General features: G+C 49.9%; 9 protein-coding genes, 2 tRNA genes and 1 pseudogene. 4 read left to right on the top strand and 8 right to left on the bottom strand.

What is annotated here, in order from left to right; all coding sequences use genetic code 11:
- Positions 1–141 precede the first annotated feature (141 nt).
- Together H6G21_RS11040 and H6G21_RS11035 are read right to left on the bottom strand one after the other, a co-directional pair.
- Positions 142–2,250 carry a carotenoid oxygenase family protein gene (locus H6G21_RS11040; RefSeq protein WP_190573459.1) on the bottom strand — a complete coding sequence of 703 codons (2,109 nt, stop codon included), beginning with the start codon at positions 2,248–2,250 and terminating at the stop codon, positions 142–144.
- A 241-nt stretch (positions 2,251–2,491) separates the two neighbouring features.
- Positions 2,492–7,900, bottom strand: coding sequence for an AAA family ATPase (locus H6G21_RS11035; protein WP_190573458.1), 5,409 nt, complete (start codon positions 7,898–7,900; stop codon positions 2,492–2,494).
- 297 nt (positions 7,901–8,197) lie between these two features.
- Here H6G21_RS11035 and H6G21_RS11030 point away from each other — a divergent pair, with 297 nt between their 5' ends.
- The gene (locus tag H6G21_RS11030) at positions 8,198–11,857 is read left to right on the top strand and encodes a CHAT domain-containing protein (protein WP_190573457.1); all 3,660 of its coding nucleotides are present in this window, start codon (positions 8,198–8,200) and stop codon (positions 11,855–11,857) included.
- A 78-nt stretch (positions 11,858–11,935) separates the two neighbouring features.
- On the opposite strand, the gene H6G21_RS11025 is transcribed toward H6G21_RS11030, so the two are convergent.
- Both H6G21_RS11025 and H6G21_RS11020 read right to left on the bottom strand, forming a co-directional pair.
- Positions 11,936–12,008 (bottom strand) — tRNA-Glu (locus tag H6G21_RS11025).
- 279 nt (positions 12,009–12,287) lie between these two features.
- Positions 12,288–12,360: transfer RNA gene (locus H6G21_RS11020), tRNA-Glu, on the bottom strand.
- 347 nt (positions 12,361–12,707) lie between these two features.
- Here H6G21_RS11020 and H6G21_RS11015 point away from each other — a divergent pair.
- Entirely contained in the window at positions 12,708–13,598 is an 891-nt protein-coding gene (locus tag H6G21_RS11015; RefSeq protein WP_242041769.1) for a 1-acyl-sn-glycerol-3-phosphate acyltransferase, read from the top strand.
- Positions 13,599–13,790: 192 nt separating this feature from the next.
- On the opposite strand, the gene H6G21_RS11010 is transcribed toward H6G21_RS11015, so the two are convergent.
- From H6G21_RS11010 to lepA, 3 genes are all read right to left on the bottom strand, one after another.
- Entirely contained in the window at positions 13,791–15,191 is a 1,401-nt protein-coding gene (locus H6G21_RS11010; protein WP_190573456.1) for a UDP-glucose/GDP-mannose dehydrogenase family protein, read from the bottom strand.
- A gap of 292 nt (positions 15,192–15,483) precedes the next feature.
- On the bottom strand, positions 15,484–16,443 hold the full coding sequence (locus H6G21_RS11005; protein WP_190573455.1) for a UDP-glucuronic acid decarboxylase family protein: 960 nt from the start codon (positions 16,441–16,443) through the stop codon (positions 15,484–15,486).
- A gap of 279 nt (positions 16,444–16,722) precedes the next feature.
- A complete protein-coding gene (lepA, locus tag H6G21_RS11000) occupies positions 16,723–18,543 on the bottom strand; it encodes a translation elongation factor 4 (RefSeq protein WP_190573454.1) in 1,821 nt (606 codons plus the stop codon).
- 352 nt (positions 18,544–18,895) lie between these two features.
- On the opposite strand from lepA, the gene H6G21_RS10995 reads away from it, so the two are divergent.
- Positions 18,896–20,299, top strand: a complete 1,404-nt coding sequence (locus H6G21_RS10995; RefSeq protein ID WP_190573453.1) for an ATP-binding protein — start codon at positions 18,896–18,898, stop codon at positions 20,297–20,299.
- Between the two features lie 2 nt (positions 20,300–20,301).
- On the opposite strand, the gene H6G21_RS10990 is transcribed toward H6G21_RS10995, so the two are convergent.
- Entirely contained in the window at positions 20,302–20,541 is a 240-nt protein-coding gene (locus tag H6G21_RS10990) for a hypothetical protein (protein ID WP_190573452.1), read from the bottom strand.
- 343 nt (positions 20,542–20,884) lie between these two features.
- On the opposite strand from H6G21_RS10990, the pseudogene H6G21_RS10985 reads away from it, so the two are divergent.
- Positions 20,885–21,583: pseudogene (locus H6G21_RS10985) on the top strand (Uma2 family endonuclease).

Genomic DNA, 21,583 nt, shown 5'->3' with positions numbered 1-21,583 from the left:
CGCTGACCTCGATTCATCGCGATCTATCGCCCACCTGAAACTTGTGTTTGATCGTTTTGCTAACAATCGTACTGGAAACGGGGATTAAGCACCCTGATTAAGCCGCCGGATTAGACCGCCGGATTAGACCACAAAGTAGGATTACGCCTCAAAGTGGGGATACACTTCCTGCTCAAACAACTCCCGCACAATTTCCGGCTGGTCTTGTAACAACGGATCATAGTCCGATCGTACGGGAATGCAGTAACTGGCCGTGCGGGGGGCAATCTCTGGAATCCAAGTTGTGTGAATGGTTAACCCAAACAGGCTCTTACCCTCCGAATCACCCAGCTTGCACACCGGCCCTTGGGCGAGGTTCTTGGCATCAAACACCCATAGTTGACTGTTTAATTGCCCCTCCGCCCCATCAAAAATTACGCCGCACACGAGATAACCATCGGTCGGATCGGAGCTGTTGGCATCCCGAGGCACAAACTGCGGCGAGTTCCCAAAATAACCGGATGGGAAGGCGTATTGATCCACGATCGTCATGGACTGGGTATCCAAGCGACATAGGCTCGCGGGTTGGCCCTTACTGGCGTACTGCAACACCTCTTGCAACGGCAGTTGGCGATATTTGTATTTCTTGTAGAGGTTGGCAATGAATTCCGTCATTAACTCATCCCAGCAACCCCAGGCATTCCAGTAAATAGTGTTGTAGTGCTCCGGTGCAGTCAGCGTGCCATTATCTGCATAGAGCGCGGGTGCCCAAGTACAGGCCGGATCACTGACCCGTTTTTCCTCCGTGATTTTCCAATTCTTGGGATTGATCACATAGCGGCCCAAATAGTTCAGATCCGTTGTGGTAACGGTCATTCCCACTAAGCGATCGATGCGATCGTCCACGGGAGCCGGATTGGGCGGAGACGGGACAAAGTTATCATAGGCTTGCGGCCATTCCGAAGGATCCCAAGCATTGTTATGGGCAACATGGAGCACAATGCCATTGGAATCATCATAATCAACCCGGAAGTGAGCAATTTCTCGCTTAATCTTCACTTGATGGGCAACCACTTTATCCTTGCTGGGATCTAAGTCCGATCTCCGCACAATATACACATTTGTGTCAGGGAATTGGGCGTAATTCAATACCTTACGAATCACCCGTTCCGTTTGGGTATTCCCCGGCAAGGGATTGGGAATTAATTGTTCTGGCCCCAGTTTGAAAGACGTATCCATCAACACAATGTGATCTCGGGTCACCCCAACTTGGTGCATACTTTGCTCGATTTGCACGGGTAAACCTGTCGGCAGAACGACCTTCCATCCTTTGAGTTCGCCTTGGCCGTCCCAGCGCATCAACCGAACAAAGTCCTCGCCCCCAAAGCCAAAGACATGCAAAATCAAGCTAACAAATTGCAGCACTTGCATCATCACCCAAAAGGCAATTTTGCCGAGAAATTCCAGCAAAGGATTGCCTCGGGTGAGCGATCGAAAGATTTGAATCACTAATGGAGAAACCATCGTTAACAACGATTTCCCCCAGTTAACCGTCCAGAGTTCCTGGGTATGGTCATCGTAGGCATGGTGCGTTGCCGTAGTGACCAAGCGGAAGGGGCCGTATCTAAAAGGTAATTTCTGTTCGCGCCATTCTTGATTGGAACCGACGGGGGTGACTACTTTCAAGGACAACGGATCAATTTCGTAGGGTCGCCCCGCATCCCAGGAGGCCAAGAGCCGCCAATGGCGATCGCCTGTAAATTTCACCGGAATACAAGCGGTGTTAATTTCATCCCGGAAACCCAGCATGAAGGAAAACCGAGCCAATCCACTGCTGAAAAACTTCAGGTCTGCATAGCGGGTTCCCGGACGGCTGGCTGCATCTGCATAGTAGCAAGGGGTTTTGAGGAGACGACTGGTATAGCGGATACCCTCCGGGCGGCAGTCGAAACGACGCACCATGCCATCACCGTTAAACAAAGAGGTGCCGTCCGCCGAAGGATAGAGCGGTTTTCCTGCCTGCTCTTGCATATCGATGCTGCCTGCAGGACTCATAAAAATGATATGCCCCGTTAGATCGGCGGGTAGGGAGCCTTCAAGAACTTGCAAGGGACGATCGGTGACTTCTTCGCGGCTGGTGATCATCCCAGCGTCTGGAAACCGTACCGTAGACGTAATTTCTGCCTTGTTATTGACTAATTCTAACGGAGCAGCCTTATCTGTAGAGAGCACAAAATTGGAAGGCGTAGACACAGGATAACGAGTGGTCATCAGAGCCTCATTAAATTGATGGGAAATATGTGCGAAACCGTTGCAGTCCCGCAAGGAACTGGCTATAAAACCCGTGATGCACCCTGTTGATTCATTGCCCTCGAGTAATCCTCGAGTAATCACTGTAGCTCGAGTAATCCTCGAGTAATCACTACGTAGTTAGTAATCACTGTTAGTAATCACTGCGTCAGCAATCACCGTGGAAATCTTGGAAAAGTGAAAATCTTGGGAAGATTTAACCCTAGAATTCCCCAGCTAGTTGCCGATCGCGCACGATCTGAAAACGCCGTTGCATACAGTGCTTGAGATAATGCCGAACAACGAGATCCGATGGGTGATGCATTAGACATTGGACAAACTCATGCATCGCCATCGCAAAATCACCTGACTCGTACAGCTGAATTGCCTGATTAAACTGGTCAGACATTGCCAATTTGGCTGCTAAACGAGGCGGTGGGTCAGCATCAAAGACCTCATACACCGTGATTACTTCCGACTTCCCTTTCACTTGAACGCGATCGATTTTACGAATGTGATATTGATCCGGGTTTTCTAATTTTTGTAACGTTTGTTCTGTAATCAACAGGTTCACACCATAGGTCTTGGTCAGACCTTCAATGCGAGAAGCTAAATTAACGGCATCACTAATTACCGTACTATCCATGCGATTGTAGCCACCCACGGTTCCTAGCATCAGCAGGCCCGTGTTAATGCCAACTCCAATTTGGATCGAAGGTTTTCCGGATTGGTTCCGAATTTTATTAAAGCGATCGAGGGTCCGCAGCATCGCAATCCCGGCCCGCACCGCATCATCCGCAGATCGACCAAACAACGCCATGATGGCATCCCCGATATATTTATCAATAAAGCCCTGGTGATCAATGATCACCGGTTCCATCTGACTGAGGTAGTCATTAATAAATTGGAAGTTTTCCTGCGGGGTCATTTGTTCCGAGAGGGTCGTGAACGATCGAATATCGGAAAACAGGACAGACATTTCTAACTGTTGTTGATCCCCTAGCTGTACATCAACCACGCTATCTTTGTTGAGGAATTGTAAGAATTGGCGCGGGACAAAGCGGGAATAGGCGTTATTGAGTTCCGTTAAATTGGTATACAAGCGGGCATTTTCGATCGCAATGGCGGCCTGGGAGGAGAGCACGTTGAGCAGTGCTAAGCGATCGGGGGTAAAGGCTCCAACGGTCAGGTTATTTTCTAGATAAACATAGCCACTCACGCGCCCTTGGTTGACTAGGGGCGCACAGAGGACGGATTTGGGGTGCTGTTGTTGAATGTAGAGGTCTTGTTGAAAGCGCCGATCGTCCCTGGCATCGGAGAGAACCACACTTTCCCCAGTCCGAGCCACGTAATTCACGATCGCGGTTGACAAACTCACTGAATCCTCGACAGGAATGCCTCGTAACACGGTGATTTGCGCCTGATCAATCGAGCCTTCTGCTTCGATACAGAGGTGCCCCTTGGACTCTAGAATCAAATACCCAATTTGCGCTCCCATATTTTCAATCAAAATTTGCATCAGTTTAGACAGGAGTTTGTCTAAAACGATTTCGCCCGTCATCACCTGGGCGGCCTTGACCACGGTATCTAAATCTAGGAAATTGCCACGATCGGTGGTGGATAAAGTCCCCTGGGACAGTGTCATGGTATTGCTCATCGTTGTCCCTCCAGCCTGGGCTCCCAGCCCAACCGGGGCTAACCAGTCCTGATAGGTCGTTCTTAACCATTCCACTTTGGCGATCGCGCCCCAATATTGGTAATCTGCACAAGCTTTTTCCAAGTAAACCTTCGCGGGAACGGGTTGATTGAGTTGCAAGTAAAACTGTCCAGCCAGTTCATTGGCCAGCGCGGATTCCTGATGATAGCCATGGTCATAGGCAAGGGCGATCGCCTGTTCATAGTGCTGCATGGCTTGAATGGGATTTCCCAGCAGGCGCTGCCGTTCCGCTTCGACTAAATGGAATTTATGGAGACAACTGTTGGGATTATGTTTAGCCCATTCCTTTAACTTTTTCTGATTAGCCTTGACTACTTTTAATATCTGTTTTTTCTGCTGTTTAGACGATTGGGAATAACCAAATAAATGCGTTAAGGATTCGTAGAAATTCAGAATTGAAATGACAGGAGAAGAAATGGCTGAATCTGCAAATTGCTTCGTCAAACGAATCGCTTCGATCGCGGTCTCCCACTGTCTAAAGTGATAGGCTAGCATCGCCTGATAGAAATAGGCTTGGAAAATGATCGTGCGATCGTTAGCCGCTTCATGCAAGGGCCGCATGTCTGGCAAGTGGTAGAACTCCCCCTGTAACAAATGGGGATTATCAGAAGGCTGTAAGAAATTTTGTACCACTTGCAACGTTGCCCGAATCCATCGCCCTGTCGCCACTTGATTCAATTGATCGATCGTCTCCGTGCAGTCCTTCAGGTCTTGTATCAAATCAACCAAGGAGTCCCGACCTGCTAAAAACTTGAGATTGCAGCGGCTAAATAGAAAATAAGCTGCGTACTCTAGATTTCCAACCACTAGGGCGTTCTGGTATCCTTCTGTGAACTCAGGAATGAGGGAATGTAAGGGATCTTGCCAGTGGCGAATCAGGAAATTAAATACAAACTTGGTCATTACAGATGCACGGTTTAACGGGTGCTTATTGGCCAAATCCATGCCCAGTTTGCCAAACTTATAGCCTTCTGGGATCTTTCCTAAAACACCGCAGAGCACGAGGCCATAGGTGGCATAGTTACCGCTGGAGTTACTATGAGTGCCATGGTTCAACGCAATTTGAATCGATTTGAACATCTGAATGGATGTAAATTCGGGGTAAGCAAAATAGGATGCTGCGCCCACTCGACCCATGAGACTCAGCATCATATCCATTTTCGGATCTTGCATCTCCGGCAGATCTAGCAGCACTTGTGGCGTTTTCCGCGCTAGTTTGGCCTGGGTGATTAACATTTGCCAAATTACATGACCCTGGTGCGGTTTTTTCGGCAACCGTAGACCCATTTGACGCAAGACCCGATGGGCGATTTGGATTGCCTGAAGGGGTTGGTTCTGCATGATCGCAGCTTGGATGCAAATCGTTTGAATTTCTGCCTGTTTCCACACATCTTGCTCTTGACTGAGCGCGATCGCGGCGAATTGACCCATCCGATCGAACTGTGAGCAAATGCAGCAAGCTTCAGCGATTTCACGGTGAACCTGCCAGATCAAATCAAACTGATCCTGCCAATCCTGATCACGGCATAATTCCACCGCGATTTCAAAATATTGCAAGGCTGGCTCATAGGCAGCGGATTGTTTAGCTTTGATTCCCCCTTCCAAATTCAGTTGAATCACCTGTTGTCGTTGGGCTTCACTGGTCAAAAACGATCGCCCCAAATTCAAATGATTCAGCAATTCAAATAACTTTTGTTCCTGCTGTTCCGGGGGAGTCTGTGCGAGTAACAACTGTCCAATTTGCCAATGTATCCGCTGTTTATCAGACTCAGGAATTAACCCATAGGCTGCTTGCTGAATGCGATCGTGGACAAAGCGATAGCGCAATTGGCTTTCAAAATCAATCGTTAGCAATTCACTCGTTAGCAAATCACTCTCTAAGGTTTCTGGGTGAATCACGCGATCGATTCCGTAGAGCAATTCTACGGAAATGGCATCCTGTAGATCCTGCAAGGTCTGTTTACAGGACTGGCGCATCACGATCGCCAAACTTTTTAAATCAAATTGGGCACCAATACAAGCAGCCATCTGCAAGGCTTTTTGGGTCATGGACGGCAATTGCTGAATCCGTTGTGTCATCAGCTCTACTACATTGTCTGTAATGCCGCAATCTTGAATCTGGGTACAGTCCCAATTCCACTGCCCTTGACGAGTGTCAAAGTCAATGAGTTTTTGGGTATACAGCGTTTTTAGAAATTCATTTAAAAAGAAAGGATTCCCCTCTGTTTTCTGTAAAACGAGTTGAGCGAGATCTTCAACGGCCTCGATCGTCGTTTTAACCGTGTCGGCAATCAATTGTTGAACATCATTGAGCCCGAGTGGATTGAGCGATACTTGAGAAATTCGACCTTGCGCTTTTTGAATCTCTTCGATCGCTAACTGCAACGGATGATTAGCATTCACCTCATTGCTTCGATAGGCTCCGATTAAGAGTAAATTTTGCCGATCGTCGCCCACTAGCAACCGTTGAATTAACTTCAAGGAGGCACTATCTGCCCACTGTAAATCATCTAAAAATAAAACTAGGGGATGTTCTAATTGGGCAAAAACTTGAATGAAATTTTGAAAGACTAAATTAAAGCGGTTTTGAGCCTCGGAGGGCTGCAAATCGGCCAGAGGGGGCTGGGGGCCGATGATCAGCTCAACCGCTGGAATCACATCCACAATCACTTGGCCATTTTGTCCGAGAGCCGCTTGCAATCGCGATCGCCAATTTTGGAGTTCCGCTTCCGTTTCGCTTAGTAACTCCTGAATCAAGCTAGACAAAGCAGACACAAACCCCCGATAGGGAATGTTGCGCTGCACTTGGTCAAATTTGCCCGAAATCAGATAGCCCCGCCGCTGGGTCAGCGGTTTATACACCTCCTGCACCAGGGCTGACTTACCAATGCCGGAAAAGCCTGTCACTAAAACCAGTTCGCTGCCCCCCGCGTGACTAGGTACCCGATTCTCCGGTGGAGACGCCACACGATCGAAGGCTGCCAGCAGTGTTTGAATCTCTCCATCCCGACCGTAGAGTTTTTGGGGAATTTGAAACTGGCTAGAAACATCCTGTTGACCCAGCACAAACGGCGCGATCGTCCGTTGTGTTTGCCACTGTTGCCAACAGGTTTCCAAATCCGCTTGGATCCCCCAAGCACTTTGATAGCGATCTTCAGCGGTTTTAGCCATCAATTTGCCCACGATCGCCGACAAGATCGGTGCCACCGCCCCATTCAGCTCATGGACAGGCTGGGGCAAGCGGGCTAGGTGACAATGGACAAGTTCCAGAGCATCCTTGGCTTCAAAGGGGAACTGCCGAGTGAGTAAGCGGTAGAAAGTCGCCCCCAAGGAATAAAAATCGGTGCGGTAGTCCACCTGGCGATTCATGCGCCCAGTCTGCTCCGGTGAGAGGTAGGCCAGGGTGCCCTCTAACCCGTTGGGGTTTTTAATCGCTGGATTTTCTCGGGTCAATAACGTTGCAATCCCGAAGTCAATCAGCTTGATTTCATGGGTTTGCGGGTGGATGAGGATATTGGCAGGGTTGAGATCTTTGTGGATGACTTGGGCTGCGTGGACTTCCCCCAGGATGTTGGTAATGGCGATCGCGATCGGGAAAAATTGCTCCAAACTCAACGGTTGCTGCACTAGAAAATCTTCCAGCGACTGGCCCCCAAAATCTTCACAGATGATGATAGGAACTTGTTGATGCATGACCCAGTCATAGGCTTGAATGACGCCCCCGATCGGGTCAAGCAATTGCAGTAGATCGTATTCCTGACGGTAGCGCGACTGCTCAAACGGATCAGAAGACGTGATCTGTAATGCTTTAAGAATCACTGGACAGCTATCCGCTAACCGACAGCCCCGAAAGACGGTGGAGTTCGCTCCGACATACAGCGGATTCAAGACTTGATAACCAGGAAGTTGGAGCATAAAGATCTCTAGGGCGTTGCACACCTACACAGCGAAGCCAATCAATCCGTAAAACCACTCATTTCAGAGTTCCCTTGGAAGAAGTTCAACTACCAAGCTCCCCTTCAGGAGCCTTAAACAGACTGGATCGTTCAGCTTCTCCCAATCAGGTCAACCAACCAGGGATTTTCCTATCCAACGGCTTATTTCTCTAGACCTAATCTGGAAGACATTCTCCGGAAAATTACTGATCTGGCGAGCAGCAATTTTAAATTAAAGAAATAGCGCCTAGGCAATCGATGCACCAAGGAGAAGACCATGGGTCGGCAATGGGTAGAACTTGCAACAATGACGGTTCTCTTGGTCTCTACGCCGATCGGCTTGTTCTTTCCGGGCACTACCCTTGCCCAAGTCGCATCCACTCCTCAAACCTCCCATCCAGCCCTGCAAGCAGCCACCATCGCACTCCAAGCAGGCAACCTTGATCTCGCTCTACACCACTACCAAAATGCACTGAAGGACTTTCGCCAACGGCGGGATACACCAAAGATTGCGCAAACACTTTGGAATATCGGTCAAGTTTATCACCAGCAGGAAAAATATCAAGCCGCGATCGCAGTTCTACAAGAAGCGCGACAAATGTTGTCTAAGGACCATCCTCTGTATCAAGGAATTACCGCAAATTTACGGATTGCTTACAGTGGATTAGGTGCCGAATTACAACATCAACGACAGTTCGATCGGGCCCGCGCAGCCTATCAAACTGCGCTCGAATTTGCACAAGTCATGGCGGATCCCGAAGGCCAAGGACTCTCGTTACTGGCTTTAGCCAATCTCCGACGGGAGCAACAGCAGTATCGCCAAGCCATTCCCATCCTGAAACAGGCTCTAACGGTATTGCCAGACCCGCATGAGCTGAGATCGATTCTGCTGATAACGTTGGGCAGAACCTATGATGACTTGTCAGAAACGGCCCTCGCGATCGACATTTATCACAAAGCTCTGACAATGGCTCAGCAGAGCGGCGATCGGCAACAAATTGCCGCTATTCTCAATAACCTGGGTACGCTACAAAACCGTCAAGGCAATCATACGCAGGCGATCGCGCGCTATCTCCAGGGGTTACAGACCGCCCAGGAAATGCAAACGCGCTATGGTGAAGCGATTACCTCTCGGAACTTAGCGCGGAGTTGCGAAGCGGCCCAAGGGGGTGAAAACTCCTCGCTCCATCGCTTCATGCGTCAGTTTTGCGATGCCAAACAGCTGCCAGAGACGGTTTTGCTCGAAAGTTTCAACAAGCTGCGACTCCAACTGGTGAACCAGGGCAAGGTGCTGGAAAGCCGATCGCTGACCAATCTGGGAAATAGCTATGTCCGCTTGGGGGATTACTCAACGGCCCGTGGTCTGTATGAGCGTGGGCTGATGATCGATCGAGCCTTGGGGGATAAAAGTAATGAGGGCACCAGTCTGAATAATCTAGCCAATCTCTATACCAATCTGGGGCAATATGCCCAAGCCCTTACCCTCTACCAACAAAGTTTGCAAATCCACCAGTCGCTCAACAACCGGAGCCAAATGGCCATCACGTTAAATAACATTGGCCAAGTCTACGATCGGCAAGGCGATTATTCCCAAGCGCTGACCACCTATCAACAAGCTCGATATCTCTCCCAAACCATTAACGACCTCGATAATGAGGCGACGGTCTTGAACAACCTGGGGTCAACCCAGCAAACCCTGGGAGATTATCCCAACGCCCGTCAGCAGTATGAGCATGCCCTGATGTTGTACCAAGTCACAGGCAATCGTCCGGGGCAGGCGGTGACTTTTGCTAATTTTGCGGTGTTCTATGCCACGTTGGGCGATTATTCCAGAGCGCTGGATTACCATCAGCGAGCCTTGCTGATTGCCCGAGAAATCGGCGAGAAAAACCTGGAGGCCATTAATTTAGACAACATTGGCCGCCTCTATGGGGATCAAGCCCAGTACGCCAAAGGTTTAACCTATCATCAGCAGGCATTGGACATTCATCGAGCGATCGGCAATCGTCCAGCGGAACTGGGCACCTTGGTCAGTTTTGGGTTTGCCTATCGCACCCTGGGGCGCTATGCCAAAGCCCAGGAATTGTACGATCGGGCCTTAACGATGGCTCGCGAAATGGGCAGCAAAATTCATGAAGCCGTTGCCCTCAGCGGATTAGGCAGTTTGTATTTAGACATGGGACAACTGCCCCGGGCGGAACAAACCCTCCAGCAAGCCCTCCTGCTACATCGGGAATTGGGTAGCCGACGCACGGAAATTGGTACGCTGAAACAACTGGGTCGTCTGTACGTTCAGCAAAATCGTAGCCCTGAGGCACTACAGACCTTACAAACCGGACTGACCCTTGCCAAACAACTCAAATTACAACCCGAAGAAACAGAACTATTAACGGAGTTAGGCAAAGTCGCCCTCGATCGCCGGAATCTTCAGCTAGCGGAACAGCATTTACAAGCTGCGATCGCCCTAGCCCAACGGCTGGGGAACCATGCCACAACGGCGAAAGCCCTCACACTCCTGGGGGCGGTGCAAATTCAGAAGCAGCGATCGGCTACCGCAGTCGATCTCCTCAGCCAAGCCGCACAACTCTGGGAATCGCAACGTCCCGGCCTCACAGATTTCGATCGGGTGTCACTGTTTGAAACCCAAAAATCAACCTATGAGTTGCTGCAAACCGCCTTGATTCTGCAACAAAAACCAGAAGCTGCCTTGGAAGCCGCAGAACGGGGACGGGCAAGGGCTTTTGTCGAACTTCTCGCCAGTCGGCTGGGTAACCAAAGTCAACCGTTTAACCAAAGCCAACCGTTTAACCAAAGCCAACAGCTTAACCAAAGTCAACCGTTATTAGGCACGGTCCCAAAAATCCAAGAAATACGTCAAATTGCCCAAAGGCTCAATGCCACCTTGGTGCAATATTCCCTGATTGGCAACCAGGAAGTTTATATTTGGGTGATCAAGCCCGATGGAACCGTGCGCTTCTATCGCAACACAGCCCCTGAATCGATCGCAACCCTGATCCAAGACAGTCGAGATGAACTAGGCGTCAGAGGTCGTGCCAAGATCACCATTACCCAACAGCCAAATACAATGGCCCGGGGCTTAGTCAATAACCTACACCACCTTCACAATCTGCTGATTGCCCCCATTACCCAGGATTTACCAACCAATCCCGAGGATTTGGTCATCTTTGTTCCCCAAGGTGCTTTATTTCTAGTGCCCTTTGCGGCCTTGGAGGATGGGCAAGGTAATTCCCTCATCCTCCGTCATACGATCGCCACTGCACCTGCTTTACAAGCGATCGAACTTACGTCATCCTCCGCTCGATCGACGCCGCTCGCTGCACCGCTGATTGTGGGAAATCCGCAGATGCCAACCTACAATAACGAGCCTTTGGAGTCCTTACCCGGTGCCGAGCAGGAAGCGACCCAAATTGCCCAACTCCTACAAAGTTCTGCCCTCATTGGCCGCCAAGCAACGAAAACTCAAGTCCTGAAACAAATCAAAACTGCTAGCGTGATTCATCTCGCAACCCATGGATTACTCGACACCTTCCGAGGTGAAGTGCCTGGTGCGATCGCGCTCACCCCTTCAGCAGGCAATGATGGCTTTTTAACTGCTGGTGAAATCCTGGATTTAAAACTCAAAGCCGATTTAGCCGTTCTGAGCGCCTGTAGCACCGGACGGGGGGACATCACAGGCGATGGCGTGATTGGACTCTCGCGATCGTTGTTTATTGCAGGGGTACCCAGCGTGGTCGTTTCTCTATGGAATGTGAAGGATGAAAGTACAGCCTTCCTTATGACAGAGTTTTATCAACGTCTCAAGGTAGACCCATCCCAAAAGGCTCAAGCCCTACGTCAAGCCATGTTGGAGACTAGAAAGAAGTACCCTCACCCAAGTGACTGGGCTGCATTTAACCTGATAGGCAACGCCAACTAAAGGCTATGGCAGTAACGGGCAAAACTTAAAAGCGGTTGAAGATGCTTGCTCCCCAACCGCTTAACTATTTTAGATGAATACCCCCAGGGGAATTCGAATCCCCGTCGCCTCCGTGAAAGGGAGGTGTCCTAGGCCTCTAGACGATGGGGGCCTGAACTAGCGCGCTTGCGCTTTCGCCTTAGTATTTATAACGCAAAACTTTGGGAGATGCAAGCCTTTAAGCCAATTTTTTTCTCAACCTCATTTCTCAACCCTACTTGTTTCCAGATTTCACCAATTTTCTAGGTCTTCCAACTGTCTAGGTCTTCAGAGAGTTCTAGTAACGGATCCTCAATCCAATCAAAATACTAATGACAACACTGACCAAAATATCTGACATGACAGAAAGGCGAGGATAAAGTTTATCCTCGCCTATCTAATATTTTTTAAATACCCCCAGGGGAATTCGAATCCCCGTCGCCTCCGTGAAAGGGAGGTGTCCTAGGCCTCTAGACGATGGGGGCCTGAACTAGCGCGCTTGCGCTCACTGTTAATAATGTAAAAGAATGGTTTTAGATTGTCAAGACTCGCCTGTTGGAAATTTTCGTGGGAAGATTGGAACGTTTTAATCCCCCGTCCATACCTCGAATTGGTGAATCATGACAGCCCAGGAACTGTCCCGTTCTTTGATCATTGGGCTTCTGGTAACGACTAGCCTAGAAGCTACACCATGCCTTTGCAGTACTTTGCCTCAGCTAGAATCTGCCCTACTCCCTATAACGGGTTGTAGGATAATGGCTTGACTTTGCCCAGGGACATCAACGAGATGGTTGTTTTTCAATCTGGTCACCTTTGTCACGAACCATCATCCATGGAGGCTGTATCAGAAGATAGCCTATCCGAATTGATGGATGAGTCTACTCCGATTCAGGCTGACGTCACTCGGTTGGAGCGTGTCCGTCAAGCAACTCAACCGATCGTAGCCCGATTAGTCCGTCCAATTTTAGCGTCTCGAAATTGGTTGTCTCAGTTGTCTCTGCATCCACCCCGTACTGTCCGGAACGCCACTGTGAGTTCTCGTTTATCCCCTTGGCTCGCCCCGATCGTCTATCCACTAGGGCATCGGATTGTTTTACCTGCTTACTTTAGCCACATTAAGGTGGTCGGTCAGGAACATTTACCCACGACTGGGCCTGTTATTTTGGCCCCCACCCATCGTTCCCGCTGGGATGCTATTCTTGTTCCCTTTGCAGCCGGTAAACACGTCACGGGTAGACACCTCCGCTTCATGGTGACTGCGGATGAAGTGACGGGTGTGCAAGGTTGGTTTATTCGACGCTTAGGGGGATTTCCGATCGATACTAAGCGACCTGGGATTTCCAGCCTGCGCCACGGGATTGACCTGTTAGAAGCGGGAGAAATGCTGGTCATTTTCCCAGAGGGCAATATTTTTCGAGATCCCTACATCAATCCTCTGAAACCGGGCCTTGCGCGTCTAGCCCTGCAAGCGGAAACCCTGAAGCCGGGTAGCCAGATTCAAATTGTGCCTATGCACCTCCAGTACAGTGACCCCCAAGTCCCTTGCCGAACGGCAGTGCGCATTGAAATTGGGCCACCGCTATCCGTGAGTCAATACATGACAGGCCATAGTAAACAAGATGCACGATCGCTGACCGCCGATTTAACGCAAGCTCTGCAAACTTTGAACGATCGAGCGCTAGGGAGTGCTCCTGAAGCAGCTTATACAGCCCCGCAACATTAAACCCGCAACATTAAAAATGTGAGGCGACCTCTTCGGCCATTCGCCTAGGTACGCCTCAAAATTTTGATCCTCACAGCCTCAAAAAGACAGTCAAAGCGAAACCTGAGCCAACGTTAGATCGTTGGCTCAGATTAACGATAGTTGAATTTGGGCGATCGCAAGCGCTCGATTAGAAGCACCAGTTAGCGATTGTTAGCGACCAATGCCAACATACCGGAAGCCGACCCCTTCCAATGCCGTCTGATCCAAGAAGTTACGACCATCAATGATGATGGGAGCATTCATACACTTAGCCATTTTGCCGTATTCCAAGTGTTGGAAGTCGCGCCATTCAGTGACGAGAACGAGGGCATCACACCCATCTGCGAGGCGTTCTGGATCAGTTTCAACAACGACATCCGACAGGCCATGGCGCATCCCAGTTTGGGAAATGATGGGGTCATAGGCTTTCACCTTAGCGCCCAATCGAGTCAAGTTCTCAATCAACACCAGAGCTGGAGCATCCCGCAGATCATCGGTATCCGGTTTAAAGGTCAGACCTAGCAACCCAACGGTTTTCCCTTTGAGAATTTTCAACACCTGTTGTAGTTTCTCAATGACAACCATCTTTTGGCGTTCATTGACACTCACCGCAGCCTTCAGAAGCTGGGTTTCGTAGCCATAGTCGTCAGCGGTATGGATGAGGGCTGAAACATCCTTCGGGAAGCAGGAGCCCCCCCAACCCAAGCCTGCATTCAGAAACTTGCTGCCAATCCGGGAATCTAGCCCAATACCTTTGGCAACCTGGGTCACATCTGCCCCGACCCGATCGCAGACGTTCGCCACTTCGTTAATGAAGCTAATCTTGGTGGCCAGGAACGCATTGGCGGCATACTTAATCATTTCTGCCGAGCTGAGGTCAGTCACCACTACGGGGACAGGAGATAGATCTTTCTCTTCTGCAAACTCTCGATTGATAATTGGTAGATAGAGTTGCTGCATGAGGCTGATGCCCTTTTCGCTATTGCCACCCAGGACAATGCGATCGGGGTTAAAGGTGTCATAGACCGCAGACCCTTCCCGCAGAAATTCTGGATTGCTCACGACATCAAATTCTGGTTCATTCAGGCTAGGGCGACTGTCTGCTGCTCCCACACCCGCTAAAACGGGTTCTGCCGCCTGTTGTTCAGCCACCCCATCCAAAACCAGCATCCGAACCCAATCCCCAGAACCGATCGGCACGGTGGATTTATTCACAATCACTTTGTAGCCGCTTTCCGGCTTGAGGTTAGCACCAATGCCTCGGGCCACAGCTTCAACATAACGGGTGTCACTTTCGCCAGTGGGTAAAGCAGGTGTGCCAACGGCAATGAAGAGAATTTGCCCGTGATCAACCCCTGCTGCCAAATCTGTGGTGAACTCCAACCGACCTGACTGGATCGAAGCTTGCATAATCTCAGACAATCCCGGTTCGAAGATGGGAGACTGTCCAGACTTCATGAGGTTCACTTTAGCCTCATTGTTATCCACACAGATGACATGATGCCCCACATGGGCGAGACAAGCACCGGTGACCAAGCCCACGTATCCTGTCCCAATTACACAAACACGCATAGAAAGTCCTCAAAGGGAAAGTTACAACAACAACAAACTACGAAGGCGTTACTGAATCCTTTTGACTGAGACTTGAGTCAACCTTCGCTCATACCCTTTACTTAATAGCGTGCCCCCAAAATCTTTAAACTACCGAGGACTACCATTTGTTGGGAATTTGCTGCTGTGAATTGACTAGTAGAAATTGACTAGTAGAAATTGACCAGTGGGAATTGTCCCCATTGGCCAATGCTTAAATGTCAATCCTTCAGCGTCAAAGATTCAGTGGGAAGAATTCAGTGCCAATGCGCGGCTATCGACCCATGACCGCTGCTGCCGCTACTCGATCGCCTAAGCGTTGCCGAAAATCTTCGATCGTGTAGTGTAAGCCTTCCTTTAAAGGCACTTTCGGTTCCCAACCAAGCTGCGTCTTGGCGAGGGTAATGTCCGGTTGGCGACGGCGAGGATCGTCTTGGGGCAGAGGCTCAAACTTCAAGGGGGCATCGGGATTAATCATGTCTTGAATCGTTTTTGCCAATTCCAGAATGGTGTATTCCCCGGGATTTCCCAAGTTGACCGGGCCAATGTAATCACTGTTCATCAGGCGAATGAAGCCTTCAACCAAGTCCGAGACGTAGCAAAAACTACGAGTTTGCGACCCATCTCCATAGACGGTTAAGGGAATGCCCTGGAGAGCTTGGACGATGAGGTTGCTCACCACACGACCATCGTTTTCCAACATGCGGGGGCCGTAGGTATTGAAAATTCTCACCACTCGGATATCCACATCATTTTGGCGATGGTAGTCAAAAGCCAACGTTTCTGCGACCCGTTTACCTTCGTCATAACAACTGCGAATCCCGATCGGGTTAACATTCCCGCGATACTCTTCAGGCTGAGGATGCACTTCCGGATCGCCATAAATTTCAGACGTGGATGCCAAGAAAAAGCGGGCTTTTACCCGTTTTGCTAACCCCAACATGTTGAGCGTTCCCATCACATTGGTTTTAATGGTCTTGACGGGATTGTATTGATAGTGAACTGGCGATGCTGGACAAGCCAAGTGGTAAATTTGATCCACTTCTAAGCGGATCGGCTCCGTTACATCATGGCGAATCAGCTCAAAATTAGGATTTCCGAGCCACTGACCAACATTATGCTTGTTACCTGTATAAAAGTTATCAAGACAGATCACTTCATGACCAGCCACCATTAACCGATCGATCAAATGGGAACCAAGGAAGCCTGCGCCGCCTGTCACTAAAATTCGCATAATTGTACGTTGTAAGGGTCGTGAGTACAGATTCTGTCCATCCGATCATTAATCCGGTCAACTCTCTCGAAAAAAGCGAGTCTGGAAACGCCCATGATGGAGTGGATACAAGACTAAGTTTTTGCCTTCAAATTTTGCCTTCAGACACTCTGCGATAAAACTTTTACAGCAATCTCTCAATCAATCCCGATGACACAGGCAAGCTAGCATAAGTCGCTACCTGTGTCCGCCCTTCCAGAATAATTTATGAAAGCTTGATACAGTCATCAGTGAAATCGACTAGCCTTTGTTTTCCTGGCCAATCTTTAGCACTGCCATGAAGGCTTCCTGCGGCACATCAACGGTACCGATCGCCTTCATGCGCTTTTTACCTTTAGCTTGCTTTTGCAGTAATTTCTTTTTACGAGAGATATCCCCTCCATAGCACTTGGCCAAAACGTCCTTCCGCAGGGCTGGAATATGTTCACTGGCGATGACTTTGCTGCCGATCGCCGCCTGAATAGGAATTTTGAACTGGTGTCGTGGGATCAGTTCCTTCAATTTTTCCGTCAAAGCCCGACCGACCCCATAGGCTTTATCGCGGTGCACGATCGTGGCTAAGGGATCCACCGGATCACCATTAATCAGAATGTCCAAGCGCACCAGATTATTTTCTCGATAGCCGATGAGCTGGTACTCCATGCTGGCATAGCCACGCGATCGGGATTTCATCTGGTCAAAAAAGTCTGTCACCACTTCCGCCAGGGGAATTTCGTAGATTAACGTGGTGCGTCCCGGCGTCAGGTATTTCATATCTTTAAAGATCCCGCGCCGCGTCTGGCAAAGTTCCATCAACGTGCCCACATAGGTTTCCGGCGTGATGATATCGACTTGGACGTAGGGTTCTTCAATTTTTTCGCGGTACTGGGGGTCAGGTAAATGGCTGGGGTTATCCACCAGCAGCACTTCACCCTTAATCGTGGTGACGCGATAGACCACCGAGGGCGCAGTGGTGATCAGATCGAGGTTATATTCCCGCTCCAACCGTTCTTGGACAATCTCCATGTGCAGGAGCCCTAGGAAGCCGCAGCGGAACCCAAACCCCATCGCACTCGAGGTTTCCGGTTCAAAGCTGAGGGCTGCATCGTTGAGCCGTAACTTATCTAGCGCTTCCCGTAGATCGGGGAACTGGTCAGCATCAGTGGGGAAGAGGCCGCAGAAGACCATGGGTTTGGCTTCGACGTAGCCCGGTAAGGGATCGGGGGCAGCCTTCGTGGCGATCGTAATGGTGTCGCCCACCCGAGCGTCCCCGACAGCTTTAATCGAAGCGGCTAGATATCCCACTTCCCCAGCATGGAGACTATCAACTCGCACTTGAGTTGGAGCCAGTACCCCCAATTCATCAATGACATATTCCTTGCCGGAGGCCATGAAGCGGACTTTGTCACCGACATTGACCACGCCATCCATCACGCGGAAGTACACCACCACCCCACGATAGGCATCGTAATAGCTATCAAACACGAGAGCCCGTAGGGGTTGATCGATCGTGTCCTGGGGGGGCGGCACTTTGCGAACGATCGTTTCCAAGATTTCGGGTACACCAATGCCTTCTTTAGCAGAGGCTAAAATTGCGTCGCTGCAATCCAAGCCGACGACTTCTTCCACCTCTTCGCGGACGCGATCGGGTTCCGCCCCCGGCAGGTCAATTTTGTTCAGAACCGGGATAATTTCCAGATTGTGTTCCAACGCTAAGTACACATTGGCCAGGGTTTGTGCTTCCACTCCCTGGGATGCATCCACCACCAGCAAAGCTCCTTCGCAGGCCGCTAGCGATCGCGAAACCTCATAGGAAAAGTCTACGTGCCCCGGTGTGTCAATCAGGTTGAGGATATAGTCCTGACCATCCTGTGCCCGATATTTCATGCGAGCAGCTTGCAGCTTGATGGTGATACCACGCTCCCGTTCCAAGTCCATGTTGTCCAGGAACTGCTCCTTCATCTCCCGAGCTTCCACGGTGCCGGTGTCTTGCAGGAGCCGATCGGCCAGGGTGGATTTGCCGTGATCAATGTGAGCGATGATAGAGAAGTTACGAATTCGGTTGACGGGTACGTCGGTCATAGGACTTTAATGCATCCAAAGAGAAAGCAAAACAAGGGCAAACAAAATAGTTGCAGCTGGAGACAATCCACCAGGGCAGATTGCTTAAGATATTTTAATACTTTCTGTTGATGTGATTGGGAAACTCTGCGATCGGGTTCAGTATTCTGGGCTAAACTCAGGGGCCTCAGATTCCAGAGTCCTCAGATTAATGTGCCATTTTGGGCAACTCTGAGTTAACACTAGATAGATGTATGTAACTTTAGATCAGAAAGGCGTGACTTCCTTGCTCAAGCCCCTCTTGCTCAAGGGACTTTCCTTACTCAAACTAGAGTTGACAATGTTTGATTAGTCATCCTTAAAAGATTGTGCCATGGCAGCTCCGATCGATTCTCCCGGTGTCGTGTCGTCCACCACGAATCTTGGTACTTGCCCAGACTTGTACCATCGTCTGCTAACCCGGATTGCCTGGAGCATTCGTCGTACCTTGGATCTTAAAACCATCTATCAGCAGACTGTAGATGGACTAGGGCAGGCGTTGGGAGTTAGCCGTTGCCTGATTTACTCGATCGATTCGGGCCAATCTACTGCGCGGGTGGAAGCGGAATACCATCAAGAAGGGTTACGGTCTTGGGTCAATGGAGTTGTGGATTTCAACCAAGATATTAGTTTCCAAAAAGCCTTGGACAGTTTGCGTCCCACCCCGGCAGAAGTGCATTTTGAAGTCAACAGCCTGCTGGATGATTGTTGCGTCATTGCGGATGCCGTGCCCTTGGAAGATGTGCTCTACGATCGCCTCGTTGTTGCGACGGGGCACCAGGATCAACCCAATGGCTTCATTGTTCTCTGTCGTTGCAACGTCAACCAACCTTGGACAGAGGCCGAAACCGCATTTTTAGAAGAATTGGCCGATCAAGTTGGAACCGCGATCGCCCATGCCAGCCTCTTCCAGCAATTGCAACGGGTCAACCATAGCTTAGTCCGGAAACAAGAAGCGCTAGAAGACGCCCGCGAGCGGGCGGAGGAAGCGTCTCGGCTCAAGAGTGAGTTTTTGGCCAATACGTCCCACGAGTTGCGCACTCCATTGAATGGCATGATTGGCTTTTTGAAGTTGATCATGGATGGAATGGCGGACGATCCCGAGGAACAGCGAGAATTCTTGGAAGAAGCGCTGAAGTCAGCGGAGCATTTGCTGGACATTATTAACGATGTGTTGGATCTGGCCAAAATTGAAGCAGGCAAGCTCCAGATTGATCTCAGTCCAGTGAACTTAAACGAAGTCCTCCAGCAACTTGAGCGATCGCAGGCTACGTCCGCCAAGCAAAAAGGACTCACCTTTGACCTGCAAATGCCCAGCACCCACGATGAGGTGATTGTCTACGCCAACTACCAGCGGCTCTATCAAGTCTTGATTAACCTTGTAGGCAATGCGGTCAAGTTCACCCATGAAGGCGGCATTACCATCAGCACCGAATTTGTCCGTAAAAAGACGACGGTACAAAATCAGGAATGCCCTGGTTTGGTGATGATTCGAGTGGCAGATACGGGAATCGGCGTGTCGTTAGAAAAGCAAGATCGCCTTTTCCAGTCCTTTAGTCAAATTGATGGGTCTTTGACGCGCCGATATGGTGGGACAGGCTTAGGTTTGGCCATTTCTCAAACGTTAGTCCACGAAATGGGGGGTGAAGTTAATTTTTACAGTATGGGGGAAGGTCTTGGATCAACGGTGACGTTTACCGTGCCCTTATTTCAGGAACCTGTAGCGATCGCAAGCTAACCCTAGTCAGATGAACAGTCGGGCTGAGGCCGATCGGTGCTCCAAGCCCACCAAACCGTGGTGCAATCACACTGATAAAATTCCTGATACTTGCGACCGTCATCGGTATACACGGGGGATCGACGGTTGAGCCAGACTTGCTTGGCTTCCCGAGGGGACTTAGCACAGGTTGGACATTGGAAACCACGGGCATGAACCGCCGCTTCTGTCCAAGCGGGAGGAACCAGGGAAAAAGCATCCATAGTTTGGCTAATTGTCAGTTTTTTTGAGGCAATGTCGAGTCAGTTCACCCTCTGATGGTGCGATCGCCTAAGGCAGCAAGAAACGGCATCCGACCCCGTTCATCAATCGTGAGAATGCCCATGGGTCATCGCTTCAAGAATAGGTCGATCGTAACACAATCACACTGAGCTCGATCGATTGCCAGAGTCGCGGTGCAAGCATTGTTAGGGTTGATACTTGTTAGGGTTGATAGCCAAGTTTGTGGAGGGCTGGGCGACGGCCTGAAGCAATCGAGCTCGCGAATTATTGACTACTTTATACTGGTGAGTATTACCCATCTACTTCAGGAGTTGGTTCGCGATAATGACCGCCCACCTGAAATACCCGCTTCCTTCGACCGAAGAATTACCTTGTTCGGATGATACGCCGGTGGATAATGAAGATCAGAATCTATTGCCCAATTTACTTCTGCTACTTCTGACGAGCCTTTGGGGCAATCGGATGGATTGATACTTTGGGGCTGATATGGCGATTTATCACACGACTGGGGTGAGTCCGAGGGTGCCCGTCATGCCGGATGGCTTCTTGAGTCTCGGGGTTGAACGCCAAAAAGGTGGCAAGTCACGTCGCAGCTATGCAACCTGGGAAGAAAATGAGGTTGTTCCCATTTTTGTTTTGGAAATGGTGTCCCATCGTCCGGGGGATGAGTATGACGAGAAGCGCTCTCTCTATGCCAATTTGGGCGTTTTATATTACTTGATTTATAATCCGGAGTTTTGGCAACGGGACAGGCATCAACCGTTTGAACTCTACAAATTAGTTGAGGGCGAATATCGGCTGCAAATTGGTGAGCCTTACTGGATGCCGGAAGTGGGATTGGGAATTGGACGCTATCAAAAGACGATCGGCGGGATTGAGAAAGAGCTTTTGACGTGGTTTGATGCCAAGGGTAATCGCTACTTGAGTGCGGAAGAACGGGCCGATCGAGAACAAGCGCAGCGGGAGCGATTGGAAGCCTATTTACGATCGCAGGGCATTGACCCCGATCGATTGCCGGAGTAG

This window comes from Alkalinema sp. FACHB-956, from assembly GCF_014697025.1.
Lineage (GTDB): Bacteria > Cyanobacteriota > Cyanobacteriia > Leptolyngbyales > Leptolyngbyaceae > Alkalinema.
Note: the sequence above shows the minus strand (reverse complement) of the source record. Positions and strands in the feature narration are given on the sequence as shown.